Genomic DNA, 15966 nt, shown 5'->3' with positions numbered 1-15966 from the left:
CCATGTCACGCATGTTGCGCCATTCCGGCGGCAAGGCAAAGCGGTGCGCATGCCCGAGGTGCCCGCAACAGCTAACCCGCTTCAATCATTCAAACGAAACTCGCGCCCGCCTCCCGCATGTGAAACGCGCAGGCGGAACGACATGGGTTCTACTGCTGTCGGAATCCGTAACGGTCTCTCAACACTCAAACCGATGCCCAACGAAACCCCGCAACCGCAAGCAATTTGTAATGACGTCTCCCGCAGCGCGATCTTCATTGTCGCGACCATCGCGAACGACCGCGATCAGGAGGCCAAGGTGCGCGAATGGTGCGGCGACATTGCCGCCCTCGTGCGCGCGGTCGGCAAGCGTGTGCCTGCCGGCAATCTGTCGTGCGTCTGCTCGTTCGGCTCCGATGCGTGGGACAGACTGTTCGGCGCGCCGCGGCCCGCCCTCCTGCATCCGTTCCGGGACATCGGCGAAGGCGAGCGGCGCGCGTTGGGAACGCCGGGCGATTTCCTGCTGCACATCCGCGCCGATCACATGGATCTGTGTTTCGAGCTCGCCACGCAGTTGCTGGGCGCGCTCGGCGACGCGGTCACCGTGGTCGATGAAGTTCACGGGTTTCGCTACTTCGATATGCGCGACATGGTGGGCTTCGTGGACGGCACCGAGAACCCGACCGGCCGCGCCGCCGACGAATACACGCTCATCACCGACGACCCCGGGTTCGAGGGCGGCAGCTACGTCATCGTGCAAAAGTACCTGCACGACATGGACGGTTGGAATGCGCTTTCCGTCGAGACTCAGGAGCGCATTATCGGTCGCAAGAAATTGTCCGACGTCGAACTCGACGCGGCGGTGAAGCCGTCGTCGTCGCACAGCTCGCTGACCACGATCACTGAAAACGGCAAGGAAGTGAAGATCTTGCGCGACAACATGCCATTCGGCCGCCTGGGCGCGGCCGAGTTCGGCACCTACTTTATCGGCTACGCGCGTTCGCCCGCGCCGATCGAGCAGATGCTGGAGAACATGTTCATCGGGCGGCCGCCGGGCAACTACGACCGGCTGCTCGACTATAGCCGCGCCGTCACGGGCGGCCTGTTCTTCGTGCCGTCGGCCGATTTGCTGGAGGAATTGGCGGACCGCGATCCGCCGAGCGTCACGGCCGCCATCGAAACACATCCCGAACCGTCTTCGCCCGCCGAGCCGCGCCACGACGGCTCGCTGAATATTGGCTCTCTCAAGGGAATCGCCCAACATGAATAACCTGCATCGCGAGCTCGCCCCCATTTCCAGTGCCGCCTGGTCGCAGATCGAAAACGAAGTGGCGCGCACCTTCAAACGCAGCGTAGCCGGCCGTCGCGTGGTCGACGTCGAGGGTCCGGGCGGAACAGAGTTGTCCGCCGTCGGCACGGGGCATCAGACCGCGATTACCGCGCCTCAACAAGGCGTCGTGGCCAGGCTCGCGGAGGTCAAGCGCCTGGTCGAGTTCACCGTGCCGTTCGAATTGCAGCGCGAGGCGATCGACAGCGTGCTGCGCGGCGCGAACGACGCCGACTGGCAGCCCGCCAAAGACGCAGCGAAAGAGCTCGCCTATGCCGAAGACCGCGCGATCTTCGACGGATATCAGGCAGCGGGGATCGGCGGGATTCGCGAAGGCTCGTCGAACGCGCCGCTCGCGCTGCCCGCCGACATCGGCGATTATCCGCACGCAATCGGCAACGCGCTGGAAGAGTTACGGCTTGCCGGCGTGGACGGTCCTTATTCCGTGCTGCTCGGCGCCGACGCCTACACGGCGCTCAGCGAGGCACGCGACCAGGGCTATCCGGTGATCGAGCACATCAAGCGGATCGTGAACGGCGACATCATCTGGGCACCCGCGCTGACCGGCGGCAGCGTGCTCTCCACGCGAGGCGGCGACTTCGAGTTGCACCTCGGCGAAGATCTGTCGATCAGCTATCTCAGCCACACCGACTCGGTAGTGCGCCTGTATCTGCGCGAAACGCTGACATTCCTGATGCTGACGAGCGAAGCGTCGGTGTCGTTGACGCTCGCTGAATGAGCGCGGGTCGTTGCGGGCTCAGGCACGCAACGACTGCTTCATCCCGGCCAGCGCCACCGGTGTCAGTGGTAGCCGGCGTCCCCCTCCCGCACCTTGCCGCGGAACACGCGGTACTGCATGGCGTTGTAGACGAGGATGACCGGCAGGACGATCACCGTGCCGACCAGCGTGAAGAGTTGGCTCGAATGACTCGACGAGGCTTCCCAGATCGTCAGCGAAGGCGGCACGATGTTCGGCCAGATGCTGATCAGCAAGCCGCTGTATCCGAGAAAGCACAGCGCAAGCGTGAGCAGGAACGGCATCGCTTCATGCTGCAGGCGAAGCGATCGAAAAATGCCCCACACACAGGCCAGAACGAGAATCGGCACCGGCGCGAACCATCCCAGATAGCCGCTCCCGAACCAGCGATGCTCGACCGCCGGCAATCCGATCACGGTCCACAGACTCACCACGAAGATTATCCCCAGCAGCACGGCCAGCAACGGCCGCATCACCTCGCGCATCTTGCGCTGCAGTTCGCCTTCCGTCTTCAGGATCAGCCAGCCGCAGCCGAGCGTCGCATAGGTGAAGAGCACGCCGATCCCGCAGAACAGGCTGAACGGCGATAGCCAGTCGAACGGGTCGCCGGCAAAACGGTCATCGACGATCTTGATGCCTTGCAGCAGCGATCCCAGCACGATGCCCTGGCAAAGCCCCGCGAGAGCAGAGCCGGCAATGAAGGCGAGATCCCACGCATGCTGGGTCCGCGTGGCCTTCGCGCGCAACTCAAAGGCTGCGCCGCGGAAGATCAGTCCCACGACCATCAGGATCAGCGGCAGATAGTTCGCCGGCAGCAGCGTCGAATAGACGACCGGGAACGCGCCGTACAGGCCCGCGCCGCCGAGCACGAGGAACGTCTCGTTGCCGTCCCAGACCGGCGCGATCGTATTGAGCATGACTTGCCGATCGCCTTTCTCTTCGAAAAACGGAAACAGCAGGCCGATGCCGAGATCGAAGCCGTCCAGCATCACGTAGATGAAAACGCCGAGTCCGATGATCGCAGCCCACACTACCGGAAGATCGATTTGCATGGCGTCACTCCCGTTCCAGTGCGTCCAGCGGACGATTGCGCAACACCGGATGCTTGACGGACTGGCGGGCGTCGACATGCTCCTCCGGTCCGCGCTTCATCATCTTGAGCATGTAGTAGACCCCCATACCGAATACCAGGAAGTACACCAGCACAAAGATCAGCAATGAAACACCCGCTTGCTGGGCGCTGATCGGCGAGAGTGAGTCTTCAGTGCGCAGAACGCCGTAGACCGTCCAGGGCTGGCGGCCGACCTCCGTCGTGACCCACCCGGCCAACAGCGCGACGATTCCCGACGGGCCCATGCACAGCACGAAAGCCTGATACCAGCGCGTCTCGTAGAGACGGCCCCGCACCCTGAGCAGCAGCCCCAGCAACGCGGCCAACAGCATCAACATACCGAGGCCCGCCATGATCCGGAAGGTCCAGAAGATGATTGGCGAATACGGACGGTCTCTGGCGGGAAACGTTTTGAGCCCGCGAATTTCTCCGTCCCAGCTATGGGTCAGAATGAGGCTGCCCAAATGCGGAATTTGCAGCGTGTAGCGCGTCACTTCCGCGTTCATGTCGGGCAGACCGACCAGATTGAGCGCCGTGCCGCCTTTTTCGGTTTCCCACAGGCCTTCTATTGCGGCGATCTTGGCGGGCTGATATTGGCGCGTGTTGAGGCCGTGCGCATCGCCGACAAAAATCTGCACCGGCGTGAGCAAGAGCAGAATCCACAACGCCATCGAAAAACTGCGCTTGATGGGTCCGTCGCGCCGGCCATGCAACAGGTGCCACGCCCCGCACGCGGCGACGATAAAGCCGGCGACGATGAACGCGGCGATCGTCATATGCGCGAGCCGGTACGGGAACGATGGGTTGAAAATCACTTTCAGCCAGTCGACCGGCACGATCCGGCCGTTCTCCATGGCGAATCCTTGCGGCGTCTGCATGAAGCTATTCGACGCGAGAATCCAGAAGGTGGACATCAACGTGCCGAGCGCCACCATCAGCGTGGCGAAGAAGTGCGCGCGCGGACTCACACGCTGCCAGCCGAACAGCATGACGCCGAGAAAGCCGGCTTCGAGAAAGAACGCCGTCAATACTTCATAAGTCAGCAGCGGCCCGGTGATGTTGCCGGCAATGGTGGAAAAGCCACTCCAGTTGGTGCCGAACTCGTAGGCCATCACCACGCCTGAGACCACGCCCATGCCGAAGCCAACCGCGAAGATCTTCGACCAGAACAGAAACATGTCCTTGTAGACCACGTCGCCGGTCAGCAACCAGCGCCCTTCCAGCACGGCGAGGAAGCTGGCCATGCCTATGCTGATGGCGGGAAAAACGATGTGAAATGAAACGGTGAATGCAAACTGCAGCCTGGCGAGGTGGAAGGCATCGAAGATTTCCATGATTGATCGGCGGCTCCAGGTTGTACCGGCACGTGCGCAAAGATGAACGCCTCGCAAAGCTGAGAGACATCACTCAGCCGGCGAACCGTGCGCGTCCCGTCTCTTTCTTTGTAGAAGAGTTCGAGAGGCATCAGCAGGTCCGCTTCCGGATAATACGCGCCACACCGCCGACACGCTCGCTGCGTGTCCTCGCCCGTTGCCCACGGCACGCCGTCAGGATCCGGCGCCCTCCGTGGACTCGGTGCTGCCGACTTCGTCGGACGACTTCTTCTTTGCCCGGCTATTGGCGCGCTTCGCCTTGGGCGGCGGCGCCTCGCCGCGAGTGAACTTCACTTCGTCACTTTCCTTGTCGTAGCTGACCTCGACACTGTCGCCCGATTTCAGCTTGCCGCCGAGAATCTCCTTGGCAAGCCGCGTTTCCAGTTCCTGGCGAATCTGCCGCTTCAGTTCGCGGGCACCGAACTCGGGCCGGTAGCCGGCGTCGGCAAGATGGTCGACAATCGACTCGTCCATCTTGAGCGTGATGTCCTGGGCCGCCGCCGTGCGCGTGACCCGTTCGAGCTGGATCTGCACGATCGCGCGGATGTTCTCGCGAGAGAGCCCGTGGAAGACGATCACCTCGTCGATGCGGTTCAGGAATTCCGGACGGAAGTGGCCCTTGAGCACATCCATCAGTTCTTCGCGAAGCTTCTTCTCCGGCAACTGGTCCGCCTCGGGCTTCTCGAGGTTATCCATGATGATATGTGCGCCGAGATTGCTGGTCGCGATGATGATCGTGTTGCTGAAATCCACGACGCGGCCCTTGCCGTCGGTAAGACGGCCATCGTCGAACACCTGCAGCAGCACGTTGCTCACGTCCGCGTGCGCCTTCTCGATCTCGTCGAGCAGGATCACGCTGTACGGGCGCCGCCGGACGCGCTCGGTCAACTGGCCGCCCTCGTCATAACCGACATAGCCAGGCGGCGCGCCGATCAGGCGGGCCACCGCGTGACGCTCCATATACTCGGACATGTCGATACGGATGACCGCCTGTTCATCGCCGAACACGGTTTCCGCCAGCGCCTTCGCGAGCTCGGTCTTGCCGACGCCGGTCGGTCCGAGGAACAGGAAGGTCGCGATAGGCCGGTTCGTCTGGCCGAGTCCGGCACGCGACAGGCGCACGGCATCGCTCACGGCAAGCACCGCGTCGTCCTGGCCGACCACGCGTTCGCGCAGTTTGTTCTCCATGTCCAACAGCTTCTGACGCTCTTCCTGTGTCAGCTCCGTGACCGGAATGCCGGTCTGGCGCGACACCACTTCGGCGATGGCCGCCACCGTCACTTCCAGCGTTTCAGAACCGGTCTTGCGCTGCCATGCCTCCGTCTGCTCGTCGAGTTTCGTCTGCTTTTCGCCGATCCGTTCCTCGAACTTCTTCGCCTCGTCATAGCGTTTTCGCGAGGACGCATAGTCCTGCTCGCGCTTGAGTTGCGCGATTTCGGCTTCCACTTCCTGCATGTCCGCCGGACGCGAAGTCGCGCCGATGCGCACACGCGCGGCGGCCTGGTCGATCAGGTCGATGGCTTTGTCAGGCAGAAAGCGCGACGTGATGTAACGGTCCGACATTTCAGCGGCGGCGACGAACGCGTCGTCCGCAAAGGTCACCTGATGATGCGCTTCGAGCTTGTCGCGCAGACCGCGCAAGATGACGATGGTCTGCTCGACGGTCGGCTCGGGCACCAGCACCGGCTGAAAGCGCCGCTCGAGCGCGGCGTCTTTCTCAATGTACTTCTGGTATTCGTTGAGCGTCGTCGCGCCGATCAGACTGAGTTCGCCACGAGCCAGCGCCGGCTTGAGCACGTTCGCGATGTCGAGGCCGCCCTCGCCGCCGCCCTGGCCGGCGCCCACGATCATGTGCAATTCGTCGATGAACAGAACCAGTTCGTCTTTTTTCGCCGTCACTTCGTCAATCAGCGTTTTTGCGCGTTCTTCGAACTCGCCGCGATACTTCGCACCCGCCACCATGGAATTGATATTGACCTCGACGAGCCGCTTGCCGCGCAGATTTTCGGGGACGTCGTCGTTGACGATACGCTGCGCCAGGCCTTCGACGATCGCGGTCTTGCCGACCCCGGGCTCGCCGATCAACACCGGATTGTTCTTCCTGCGCCGCGCGAGTACTTCAATCGTGCTTTCGATTTCCTGCGCGCGGCCCAGCACCGGGTCGAGCTTGCCCTGGCGCGCGAGAGCCGTCAGGTCACGGCCGAACTTGTCGAGTGTGGGCGTGCCGGTCGGCGTGTCTACGCGGCCGTCCTCGGCGCCTTTGCCGACCACCTTCACCACTTTCTGCCGCAGCGCTTCCGGTGTTACACCGTACTTCTTCAGCAAGGTGCCCGCGATACTGTCCGGCACCGCCGCAAGCCCGATGAGCAGATGCTCCGGGCCGACATAGGAATGACCCAGGTCGCGCGATGCCTGGAACGCGCTCTGGAACACTTTTTTCATGCGCGGCGAGATGGTCATCTTCTCGATCGGCGCATCGGGATTCGCAGTGCCCTTCTGGGCATGCTGATCGATATAGCCTTTGATGTCCTGCGGCGACAACTTGAGTTCCTTGAGCAGCGCCGCGCACACGTCCGTGTCCGCCAGCACATAAAGCAGGTGCTCGGTGTCGAGTTCGGTGCGTTGAAGCTCGTGGGCTTTTTCCGCCGCACGCTGCAGCAGTTCGAGCGTCTGTTCGCTGAAGGCGTCGGTGGCGTCGACCGATTCGCGCGGCAGCTCGGCGGCGAACTCCTCGTCGTCGTCATCTTCCGCGCCCGCGCCGCCAAGACCGCCGAAGAAGCGGGACAGACCGCCTCCTCCGAGCAGCGAGTCGAACGGGTTCGCCATGCTTTGGTGCCGCATTAATTGCCGGTAGTCGTAGTCGCAGATCGATAAAGTTTTCCGCTCGCCGTTCTGCACAACGGTCACACGGGCGACAGCGGGACGGGCGTTACAGATTTCGCAGAGGGCGGGCATCGTAAATTCACCTTTATCAGTTAAGGCATCCGACGTTGTTAAAGGCTATGGAACGCGTTCACCTGAGAAGCGAATGCTCGAAACCTGTCGCCGGCCTTTCGATATGTGGTGCGCCGGGGACCGATGCTTCGCTGGTCAGCGTTCAAATGCCGGCGTCTCTGCCGAACAGGTTGAGACGCGCGAGCGGCTTCCGGCAACCGGCATGCGCTCGCGTGTTCGCGCTACGCGCCTGGTCGCCACATGATTGGCATAACGAACCTAAAAAACCGCCCTTGAATTCTATGAGTGGATCGTTAGTAAAGGAACATTGGTTTTTCCGATGATAGGGATTGGCAGCCATGCCCAACGCTATCAGCTGCGAGATTGTGCGCTTGAACGCGCGTGAATGCCCCTACTTGCCGGTCTCCCGGCGGCTCTGCTCCGCAACGGTAAGGATAGCCTCGGGCATGACCTCGAGCCGCTCTTTGGGGATCGGCTGGCCGCTTTCGTCGGAGAGACCGTAAGTGCCTTCGTCGATCTTGCGCAGCGCACGCTGGATATCCGCGACGCGCTGGTCGTTCACGTCATGCAGCGACTGGTTGATCTCGTTCTGTGCCATTCCCTGCGCCTCGTCCTCGTACTCCTCGGCCTCGTCGCCATGTTCCTCCTGAGCCGTTCTCCCGTCCGCGACCGTATCTTCCTCGCCGCCCAGCAGTTCCCGGCGCAGCGCCTCGAGACGCTTGCGCTGCTGCGCGATGAACTCGTCACTCAGATCACCCTGTTGCTCCGGCATGGTCCTCTCCCTCAGCTTGATTCGCTCTACTCGCCGTAGAGCCGGGCGTCACCCACCCAGTTCCTGAAATACGTGGCCGTTGGCCTCGAGTCCTTTCAGAAGTTCGGGTGTCAGTTCGCTTTGCCAGACATGCCCCTCGAATTGCCAGTCGCTCTTGTCGGCGAGGTCGGGCAGGCCAGCGCCATTGCGCACGTAGAGTCCGAGTGTCGGCTTCTTCAGGTTAATGTAGAAATCGAATTCCTGCATTTTCACCACCTTATGCAAGTTAAGGCCTCAATGACCGACCGTCTTCACGATGCACCAGGCCCTCATCCGCTAGCGGTATTGCAAAGACGCTTCAACTATCGTCGACGTTGTCCGCGTAATGATCGACAGCAACCTTGCATTCGTCGATCACGACCTGAAGGAAAGCAGGATCGCTTCTTTCCACCCATCTTTCGACGTGAAGGAAACGCTGCGTGCCGAGATCGGCGATGCGCTCAGCGTCCGAGGTCGTGACATCGACCGTGACTAGGCCCCGGCTCCCTTGCAGAGGCGAGATCGTTGCGGAAAACAGGAATCGTCGATACGGGAATTCTTGTGCCATAACGCCTCCTTGCGGAAGACCAGTTGAGCCCACGTTTTCTTCATACGAGTACGCGTCTTTCACGCGCCGCACGCCACGTGGAATTCTATGAACAAGTCTCGACCGGGTGAACGCAGGTTTCTCCAATGCTAACTATCGGCGAAATACGGTCGGCGTGCGCCATCCGCACGCAATTTTCTTTGTATCGGAATGCTGGGATTGCGGCATGATGGCGCTTAGCAGCGACACGCAGGCTAAAGGAGAAAACGATGTCAGCATCCACAGTTTTTTACGGCGAGTTCGAGATGGTCGTGCGCCCTGAGACCAATAAGTTCGGTGCCTGGATCGCGAGCGTGAGCCTGAAAAATAGCGCGGGTAAAGTCGTCGATATTCGCCCGATGACCGTTCAACCCGAATGGCTGACCGAAGAAGAAGCGATCAGAGATGCGGTGGAATGGGGCCGCCGGTTCATCGATCGTGAGTTCGAGACGCCGCAACCGCACTCCTGGGTCAGCGCCCGGTCTCGCGCGGAGGACTGGTTCCGCGATGCGGAAGAAAAATCGCACGGCCCAGACATCAGTTCCTGAACGCTGCGAACCTCGACGCTGAAAAGCCGGCCCTGCAAAAAAAACGCTTGCAGGCTCAGTGAAATTTTTCCGCAGCCGCTCTCTACTTCCGCAGACGCGCCTCGATTTGCTGTGTACTGAGCGACAACAGATCTTCGCTGATCTGCTCGAATATCATTCGATGCGCTTCTTCGCTCAGATTCGAACGCACCATGCCGAGGAATTTCGACTCCATGGCGAGCCGCAGCCGATTGTAGAGTTGATGGAGCCGCCCTTCGTCCAGATAGGTGGCAACCCGCTTTGCAAATTTCTCGCGGTCTTTCTCGGTCAGGGCCGTACCGGTGTATTCGTCGTTGACGAGAACTTCGACTTCCTGCAAGTCGAGCGTAAGCGCAGGCATCCGGAAAACACGCGCGCGACCTCCGTCAGCCACGACAAGCCAGGTAACATCGACCATCACGCACCTCTGAGCAGGAATTTTTAGCGCATACGTGGCGCTCGCTCGCCGACAGTGCCGACTACACTCACTCAAGATAGCAGTTCGGACCCGCTACGCCCAAGGTCAATTCACCGATTAATCGCATCGGCGTGAAGTTCGCCGCTCGCCCGGCTTCGGTACGAGTGCCGAGGAATCGCCGGCATCCGTGAAACTGCGCAACCCCGCAGCACGGCAAAAGCCTTTGAGTGCGTTGAGACTGTCCACGCGCGTCCCCACGATTGCGGACATTGGTGTCCGATATGTCAGGAACTCCAGCTTATTGATGGCCGGGAACACCGCCCCCAGAATCATGCAACGCATCACTTTCGCCTTGAGGCACTGCATGAAATCCGCACACGTTACCTCCGCTCTCCCCGCTCCGATCTACTGGCTGGCGCTCGGCGCTTTCGCGATCGGCACCGAAGGTTTCATGATCTCGCCGCTGTTGCCCGGACTCGCCGCCGACCTCTCGGTGAAGATCGAAAAGGCGGGCCAGCTGGTCACCGTTTTCGCTCTGGCCTATGGCCTCAGTTCGCCGGTGTTGACGGCGCTCAGCGGCAGTCTGAATCGCCGCACCTTGTTGCTCGCGAGCATGATCGCCTTCGCGCTCTCCAATGTGCTTGCCATGGTCGCGCCGAACTTCTGGGCCCTGATGGGCGCGCGCGTGCTGCTGGCGCTGTCCGCGGGTCTGTACGTGCCGGGCGCGAATGCGCTGGCGAGCGTGATCGTGCCGCCCGAACGCCGCGGCCGCGCGATCGCGGTGGTCAATGGCGGCATTACGATCGCCATCGCACTTGGCGTGCCCCTCGGCGCGGTCGTCGGTCATGCACTCGGCTGGCGCATGACGTTTGCCGGCGTCGCCGGGCTGGCGACGCTCGCCGCGGCTGGCCTCGTCATCGGTCTGCCGCGCGACATAGGAGCGGGCATCCCGATCGCAACGCTGCGCGAACGCATCGCAGTGGCGCGCAACCCTATCGTGCTCGCAACGCTACTGACGACCACGCTCTGGGCCACCGGCGCCTACACGGTCTACACGTATCTCTCGCCGTTTCTCGCCAGCGTCACCGGTTTGGCCGGTGCGCAGATCGGCATGGTGATGTTCATGTGGGGGCTCGCCGCCGCAGCCGGCGTCGTGAGCGGCGGCAACGCCAGCGACCGGTTCGGGCCGCTGGCCGTGATCGTGCCGACGATCGCGCTGTCGGGTCTCGCTTTCGCCACGCTGTCGATCAGCGCGCGCCTGCTGTCACCCGCGGCCGCGCTCATACCCGTGCTGGTGGCCATCGCGTTGTGGGGCGTCGCGCACTGGGCGTTCTATCCGGCGCAGCAGGCGCGGCTCATCGACATCGCCGGTCTCAAGGTCGCGTCGATCGTGCTGTCGCTCAATGCGTCGTTCATGTATATCGGCTTCTCGATAGGCGCCGCGCTCGGCGCACTGACCCTGGCACACGGCGGCGTGGGCAGCCTCGGATGGGTCGCGGCGGCCAGCGAGCTGGCCGCCGTGCTGCTAACGCTGGCGATCGTCGGACGGCCGGCCGTGGCGGGCGCGGCTTGCCAGGCGGAGCGTGGATAGGCGCCTGATTGTCGCCTGCTTGCCGCCGGTGCTGTCACTCAGGACGGCCTGTCCAATGCGGCGGCGCATCGCACCGGACAGTCGTCGCATTGGTCTTTTCAACCGTGAGATTGACAGAGCGTGTGCCACCCGGCCGCGTTCTATGCCGCGTACCCGCGGGCACGGTCAGCAATTGGCCGGCTTGCAGGTCGATTGATCCATCTTCGACGTCGATGGTAAGCACGCCTTCGACGACGAAAAATGTCTCGTCCGAATCCGGATGAAAGTGCCAGAAAAAGGACGCGTCCATGACGCTCAAATGGACGTCGTGGTCATTGACGGTGGTCAGTATCTTGTTCGAATAGCCTTGCGGCGTGTCGCCGGCGACCGCGCCAATATCGATCTTCTGGATCATGTCGTCTCCGTTCAACAATTACGGGCAGGATGATTGAGCTATCAGTCTGCAGAGAAACGCAGTGCGCAATAACTCGCTCGGCACGTCCAGCGTAGCCCGCTATCGACTTAATCGTTAAAGCAAAAATTTTCACGCGTATGTGAGCGAGACTCGCGGGTCGCTGCACACTTGTCAATCTTCTTCCCCTTCAAGCAAAGACCATTCCGAAGCTGATGCCGTCAGCGGCATCGCCCTAACGCCAAACCTTGAAGTTCGGTACGATAAGCCCGCCTGTCGCACGAGCGCATCCTGCTATGAACGAAATGACAATGGACTGGGGCGATGTCCGCGTGTTTCTCGCGATTGCCCGTTGCGGCACACTCGGCGCAGCCGCGCGCCAGTTGGGACAGACCCAGCCCACCATGGGCCGCCGGCTGCGCGCGCTCGAAAGCGCGGTCGGCCAGACGCTGTTCCAGCGCACCGCCGAAGGCTTCATCCTGACCGACGAAGGCCATGCGGTATTGAGTTTCGCGGAGCGAATGGAGGAAGAAGCGCTCGCGTTCACACGTTCGCTTGCCGGGACCACGCAGCAGTTGAGCGGGTCGCTGCGCGTGTCGTCGTCCGACTGGTTCGGCATTCATGTGCTGACGCCGGTATTCGCCACGTTTCTCTCGCGGCATCCGCAACTGTCGATCGAGTTGATCACCGACTCGCGACGCTACAGTCTCTCGCGCCGTGAAGCGGATCTCGTGTTTCGCATCACGCCGTTCGACGAACCCGACGTGATCCAGCGAAAGATCATGGATCAGAAGTACGCGCTGTATGGGCACGCCGATCTGGTTGCGCCGCAGGCCGGCGATGGCGCGGGGCAATCGCTCATTACGATGGACAGCGCCTTCGAAGCCTTGCCCGACGTGACGTGGATTCGCCGCATGCTGCCGAATGCGCGGGTCGCGTACGCCAGCAACAATCGCGGCGTCCAGGCGCGCATGTGCGCCGAGGGCGGCGGCTTCGCGGTCCTGCCGTGCGCGCTCGGCGACAACACGCCGGGCCTGCGGCGCATCGACCTTGGCGAAACGCCGCCGGGCCGCGAAGTGTGGCTCGGCTACCATCGCGATCTTCGGCGGCTGGGGCGGTTGCGGGCGCTGATCGACGTTGTCGTCGACAGACTCGCCAACGCCGGATAGGCGTCTGGCCGCCGCTTAACTCACTCGCGGCTGCCTGCCCGCGCAGCAAGCATCACTCGATATCGACGACGATCTTGCCCCGCGCGCTGCGCTCGGTGATTGCGTCGTACGCCTGTTCCGCCGAGCGAAGATCGAAGCGGCGCGGATCGAGACGCGGCGTCAATTGCCCCGCTTCAGCGAGGCGCGTCGCCTCGCGGAGCATCTCGCCGTGATGCGCCCGGTTCTCGCCGCTCAGCAGCGCATGCAGGGTGAACACACCCGAATACGTCGCCTCGCGAAACGACAGCGGCGCGAGTGCATGCGTACCCCAGCCGAGCGCGCTGACGACGTGGCCAAAATGCTTGACCGCCGCGAACGATGCATCGAGCGTCGCGCCGCCCACCGTGTCGGCCACCACCTCGAATCCCACCCCGCCCGTATGCTGCGCGACGTATTGCTCGACGTTCTGCGCGGCGTAATCGATCGGCGTAGCGCCGAGGCGCATGAGTTCGTCGTGGTCGCGCGTGCTCGCCGTCGCGAACACCCGCGCTCCGAGCGCCCGCGCGAGTTGCACCGAGACGTGGCCCACGCCACCCGCGCCGCCTTGCACGAGCACGGTCTGCCCGGCCTGAAGCTTTGCGCGATCCACGATCCCCATGTAGGCGGTGATGAACACGAGCGGCAAAGAGGCGGCTTCGCGCATCGACAGATTGGCGGGCTTCAGTGCGAGCAGATCCGCGTCGATGGCGGCATATTGCGCAAGCGAACCCTGAATGCCGCCTACACCGCCTGTCATGCCGTAGACCTCGTCGCCCGCTTTGAAGCGGGTCACGCCCGCACCCACTGCCTCGACCACGCCGGCCATGTCGATGCCGAGCACCAGCGGCAGCGGATGTTTTGCATGAGCGGCGCCGCCGGCGCGGATTTTCGTGTCGAGCGGGTTGAGACCGGCCGCCGCGATACGCACCAGCACCTGGCCGGGCAACGGTTCGGGGCGAGCCACGGTGGTGAGTTCGAGCGGTCCGTTGTACTGGGAGAGAACGAGGGCTTGCATTGTCATGGTCGACACTCCGTGCAAATACCGGTGAATGGAAAGCGGATGAAGCGAATAGTGGCCCATGCAAACCGGTCTGAAAACTCACAAATATGCACTCCTGTCATGCATTAATGCATGACTCAACCCTTCTCGCCGACAGTTCATCATGCAGATTCTTGCGCATGACGTAACTAATTTTCCAATCCGACTCGATTGTTACTCCCAGCGAGACTGCCGAAAATGGTCATCAAGCCGGCACCGCGTCCGAATCGATCGGACAGCGGCGCCCTTATCGACATCTTTGGAGCAACACCATGAACGGTGCGGAAAGTCTGCTGAAGTCGCTGGTTGCCAGCGACGTGGAAGTCTGTTTTGGAAACCCGGGCACATCGGAAATGCATTTCGTTGCAGCGCTCGACGCGGTGAAAGAAATGCGGCCCGTGCTGGGTCTTCAGGAAAATGTCGTGACGGGCGCCGCCGACGGCTACGCGCGCATGGCCGGCAAGCCCGCCGCCACGCTCCTGCACCTCGGGCCGGGGCTGGCGAACGGTCTGAGCAATCTCCACAACGCGCGCCGGGCCTCCAGTCCGATCGTGAATATCGTCGGTGACCATGCGTCGTCGCACGCACGGTACGACGCGCCGCTCGCCTCGGACATCGCCGGCTTTGCGCGCCCGGTGTCGGACTGGGTTCATTCGTCCACGAGCGCGCGTTCCGTCGGCGCGGATGCGGCACGCGCCGTCCGCGCAGCGCGGGAGGCGCCGGGCAAGATCGCGACGCTGATTCTGCCGGCCGACACCGCCTGGGATCCCGCGGTGGAAGTTGCCGCTCCGCTGCCGCTTCAGCCGCGCACACACGCGGCGAGTTCTACCGTTGGCCGCGTAGCCAGCAAACTGCAGGCAGGTTCAAAGGCGGTCCTTCTTGTCAGAGGCGATGCGCTTCTCGGCGAAGGCCTTGTCGCGGCGGGAAAAATCGCCGCGAAGACCGGCGCGCGGCTGGTGTCCGACACCTTCGCACCGCGCCTGGAACGCGGCGCGGGTCGCGTGCAGGTCGAGCGGCTTCCCTACTTCGGCGAGCACGCCACCGAATTCCTGGCCGGGACAGAGCTGCTGATTCTGGTCGGCGCGCGTCCCCCGGTCAGCTTCTTCGCGTATCCCGACAAACCCAGCTGGCTCACGCCCGACGGTTGCGAGATCGCCGTGCTCAGCCATCCGCATGAAGACGGCGCGGCCGCGCTGGCAGCGCTGATGGACGCCGTGAATGCACACGGCGCGGAGGAACGCGTCGCCGCGCGGCAAGCGATCCCCTTGTCGCTCGACGGCGCACTCGACGCGAAAAGCATCGCGCAGATCGTGGCCATGCACCTGCCCACGAACGCGGTCCTTGCCGACGAGGGCGTCTCGTCGACACTGCCTTACTACGACCTCCTTAACAACACCGCGCCGCACGATTTTCTCAACCTGACCGGCGGTGCGATCGGCAGCATGATGGCCGTGTCGACCGGCGCTGCGATTGCTCGTCCGGACCGCAAGGTCGTGACGCTGGTCGGCGACGGCAGCGCGATGTACACCGTGCAGTCACTCTGGACTCAGGCGCGCGAAGACCTCGACATCGTGACCGTCGTGTTTGCGAATCGCGGTTACAAGGTGCTGAACAACGAACTGGTGCGCGTGGGCGCGTCTTCGAATGGACCGAACTCGGGCGCCATGCTCGATCTGGGCACGCCGGCGTTGGACTGGGTCGCGATCGGACAGGGCCTGGGTGTCGGCGCCGTGCGCGCGAATTCCCGCCGCGCATTCGAGCAGGCGTTCATCTCGGCGATCGCGCAGCGTGGCCCGCGTCTGATTGAAGCAGTGCTCGAGTAAGCGCCCGGACCCTGAAGCGGGGGCGGGCCCAACATGTCAATTTCGTAATGAACCGGTGGGGATCGCGTCAGGT

The 15966-nt window shown here is 62.7% G+C and carries 15 protein-coding genes; 6 read left to right on the top strand and 9 right to left on the bottom strand.

What is annotated here, in order from left to right; translation table 11 throughout:
* Positions 1-193 precede the first annotated feature (193 nt).
* Positions 194-1249, top strand: a complete 1056-nt coding sequence (locus PQR54_RS30585) for a Dyp-type peroxidase (RefSeq protein WP_408252494.1) — start codon at positions 194-196, stop codon at positions 1247-1249.
* Positions 1242-2045 carry a family 1 encapsulin nanocompartment shell protein gene (locus PQR54_RS30580; protein ID WP_408252298.1) on the top strand — a complete coding sequence of 268 codons (804 nt, stop codon included), beginning with the start codon at positions 1242-1244 and terminating at the stop codon, positions 2043-2045. The genes PQR54_RS30585 and PQR54_RS30580 overlap by 8 nt, the downstream gene beginning before the upstream one ends.
* A 62-nt stretch (positions 2046-2107) precedes the next feature.
* On the opposite strand, the gene cydB is transcribed toward PQR54_RS30580, so the two are convergent.
* The 6 genes from cydB to PQR54_RS30550 form a co-directional block, all read right to left on the bottom strand.
* Complete coding sequence (gene cydB, locus PQR54_RS30575) at positions 2108-3115, bottom strand: cytochrome d ubiquinol oxidase subunit II (RefSeq protein WP_408252296.1); 1008 nt, start codon at positions 3113-3115, stop codon at positions 2108-2110.
* Positions 3116-3119: 4 nt separating this feature from the next.
* Positions 3120-4508 (bottom strand): cytochrome ubiquinol oxidase subunit I, encoded by a 1389-nt coding sequence (locus PQR54_RS30570; protein ID WP_408252294.1) that lies wholly within the window; start codon positions 4506-4508, stop codon positions 3120-3122.
* Positions 4509-4721: 213 nt separating this feature from the next.
* Positions 4722-7502 (bottom strand): ATP-dependent Clp protease ATP-binding subunit, encoded by a 2781-nt coding sequence (locus PQR54_RS30565; protein ID WP_408252292.1) that lies wholly within the window; start codon positions 7500-7502, stop codon positions 4722-4724.
* A 391-nt stretch (positions 7503-7893) separates the two neighbouring features.
* Positions 7894-8274, bottom strand: coding sequence for a TraR/DksA family transcriptional regulator (locus PQR54_RS30560; protein ID WP_408252290.1), 381 nt, complete (start codon positions 8272-8274; stop codon positions 7894-7896).
* A gap of 48 nt (positions 8275-8322) precedes the next feature.
* Positions 8323-8520: a hypothetical protein gene (locus tag PQR54_RS30555; protein WP_408208681.1), complete on the bottom strand. Its 198-nt coding sequence runs from the start codon at positions 8518-8520 to the stop codon at positions 8323-8325.
* Positions 8521-8611: 91 nt separating this feature from the next.
* Positions 8612-8860 (bottom strand): hypothetical protein, encoded by a 249-nt coding sequence (locus PQR54_RS30550; protein ID WP_408252288.1) that lies wholly within the window; start codon positions 8858-8860, stop codon positions 8612-8614.
* A gap of 248 nt (positions 8861-9108) precedes the next feature.
* Here PQR54_RS30550 and PQR54_RS30545 point away from each other — a divergent pair, with 248 nt between their 5' ends.
* On the top strand, positions 9109-9426 hold the full coding sequence (locus PQR54_RS30545) for a DUF6566 family protein (protein ID WP_408252286.1): 318 nt from the start codon (positions 9109-9111) through the stop codon (positions 9424-9426).
* An 82-nt stretch (positions 9427-9508) separates the two neighbouring features.
* On the opposite strand, the gene PQR54_RS30540 is transcribed toward PQR54_RS30545, so the two are convergent.
* Positions 9509-9805, bottom strand: a complete 297-nt coding sequence (locus PQR54_RS30540) for a host attachment protein (RefSeq protein WP_408252284.1) — start codon at positions 9803-9805, stop codon at positions 9509-9511.
* Between the two features lie 421 nt (positions 9806-10226).
* On the opposite strand from PQR54_RS30540, the gene PQR54_RS30535 reads away from it, so the two are divergent.
* Positions 10227-11453, top strand: a complete 1227-nt coding sequence (locus tag PQR54_RS30535; protein WP_408252282.1) for an MFS transporter — start codon at positions 10227-10229, stop codon at positions 11451-11453.
* A gap of 34 nt (positions 11454-11487) precedes the next feature.
* Here the strand turns inward: PQR54_RS30535 and PQR54_RS30530 are convergent, their stop codons facing one another.
* Positions 11488-11847 carry a cupin domain-containing protein gene (locus PQR54_RS30530; RefSeq protein WP_408252280.1) on the bottom strand — a complete coding sequence of 120 codons (360 nt, stop codon included), beginning with the start codon at positions 11845-11847 and terminating at the stop codon, positions 11488-11490.
* Between the two features lie 293 nt (positions 11848-12140).
* On the opposite strand from PQR54_RS30530, the gene PQR54_RS30525 reads away from it, so the two are divergent.
* A complete protein-coding gene (locus tag PQR54_RS30525) occupies positions 12141-13013 on the top strand; it encodes a LysR family transcriptional regulator (RefSeq protein WP_408252278.1) in 873 nt (290 codons plus the stop codon).
* A gap of 52 nt (positions 13014-13065) precedes the next feature.
* Here PQR54_RS30525 and PQR54_RS30520 read toward each other — a convergent pair whose 3' ends face one another.
* A complete protein-coding gene (locus tag PQR54_RS30520) occupies positions 13066-14052 on the bottom strand; it encodes a zinc-dependent alcohol dehydrogenase family protein (protein ID WP_408252276.1) in 987 nt (328 codons plus the stop codon).
* Positions 14053-14342: 290 nt separating this feature from the next.
* Between PQR54_RS30520 and PQR54_RS30515 the strand changes: the two genes are divergently transcribed.
* Positions 14343-15893, top strand: a complete 1551-nt coding sequence (locus tag PQR54_RS30515) for an acetolactate synthase large subunit (protein ID WP_408252274.1) — start codon at positions 14343-14345, stop codon at positions 15891-15893.
* Positions 15894-15966 lie beyond the last annotated feature (73 nt).

The organism is Paraburkholderia phytofirmans, assembly GCF_046028095.1.
GTDB lineage: Bacteria > Pseudomonadota > Gammaproteobacteria > Burkholderiales > Burkholderiaceae > Paraburkholderia > Paraburkholderia phytofirmans_A.
The sequence above is the reverse complement of the archived record's forward strand: the minus strand, read 5'-3'. Positions and strand labels throughout refer to the sequence as shown.

Bases quoted from the DNA above. Each gene is read 5' to 3' on its own strand.
- PQR54_RS30585 (WP_408252494.1), top strand. From the start codon at position 194: ATGCCCAACGAAACCCCGCAACCGCAAGCAATTTGTAATGACGTCTCC.
- PQR54_RS30580 (WP_408252298.1), top strand. From the start codon at position 1,242: ATGAATAACCTGCATCGCGAGCTCGCCCCCATTTCCAGTGCCGCCTGG.
- cydB (WP_408252296.1), bottom strand. From the start codon at position 3,115: ATGCAAATCGATCTTCCGGTAGTGTGGGCTGCGATCATCGGACTCGGC.
- PQR54_RS30570 (WP_408252294.1), bottom strand. From the start codon at position 4,508: ATGGAAATCTTCGATGCCTTCCACCTCGCCAGGCTGCAGTTTGCATTC.
- PQR54_RS30565 (WP_408252292.1), bottom strand. From the start codon at position 7,502: ATGCCCGCCCTCTGCGAAATCTGTAACGCCCGTCCCGCTGTCGCCCGT.
- PQR54_RS30560 (WP_408252290.1), bottom strand. From the start codon at position 8,274: ATGCCGGAGCAACAGGGTGATCTGAGTGACGAGTTCATCGCGCAGCAG.
- PQR54_RS30555 (WP_408208681.1), bottom strand. From the start codon at position 8,520: ATGCAGGAATTCGATTTCTACATTAACCTGAAGAAGCCGACACTCGGA.
- PQR54_RS30550 (WP_408252288.1), bottom strand. From the start codon at position 8,860: ATGGCACAAGAATTCCCGTATCGACGATTCCTGTTTTCCGCAACGATC.
- PQR54_RS30545 (WP_408252286.1), top strand. From the start codon at position 9,109: ATGTCAGCATCCACAGTTTTTTACGGCGAGTTCGAGATGGTCGTGCGC.
- PQR54_RS30540 (WP_408252284.1), bottom strand. From the start codon at position 9,805: ATGCCTGCGCTTACGCTCGACTTGCAGGAAGTCGAAGTTCTCGTCAAC.
- PQR54_RS30535 (WP_408252282.1), top strand. From the start codon at position 10,227: ATGAAATCCGCACACGTTACCTCCGCTCTCCCCGCTCCGATCTACTGG.
- PQR54_RS30530 (WP_408252280.1), bottom strand. From the start codon at position 11,847: ATGATCCAGAAGATCGATATTGGCGCGGTCGCCGGCGACACGCCGCAA.
- PQR54_RS30525 (WP_408252278.1), top strand. From the start codon at position 12,141: ATGAACGAAATGACAATGGACTGGGGCGATGTCCGCGTGTTTCTCGCG.
- PQR54_RS30520 (WP_408252276.1), bottom strand. From the start codon at position 14,052: ATGACAATGCAAGCCCTCGTTCTCTCCCAGTACAACGGACCGCTCGAA.
- PQR54_RS30515 (WP_408252274.1), top strand. From the start codon at position 14,343: ATGAACGGTGCGGAAAGTCTGCTGAAGTCGCTGGTTGCCAGCGACGTG.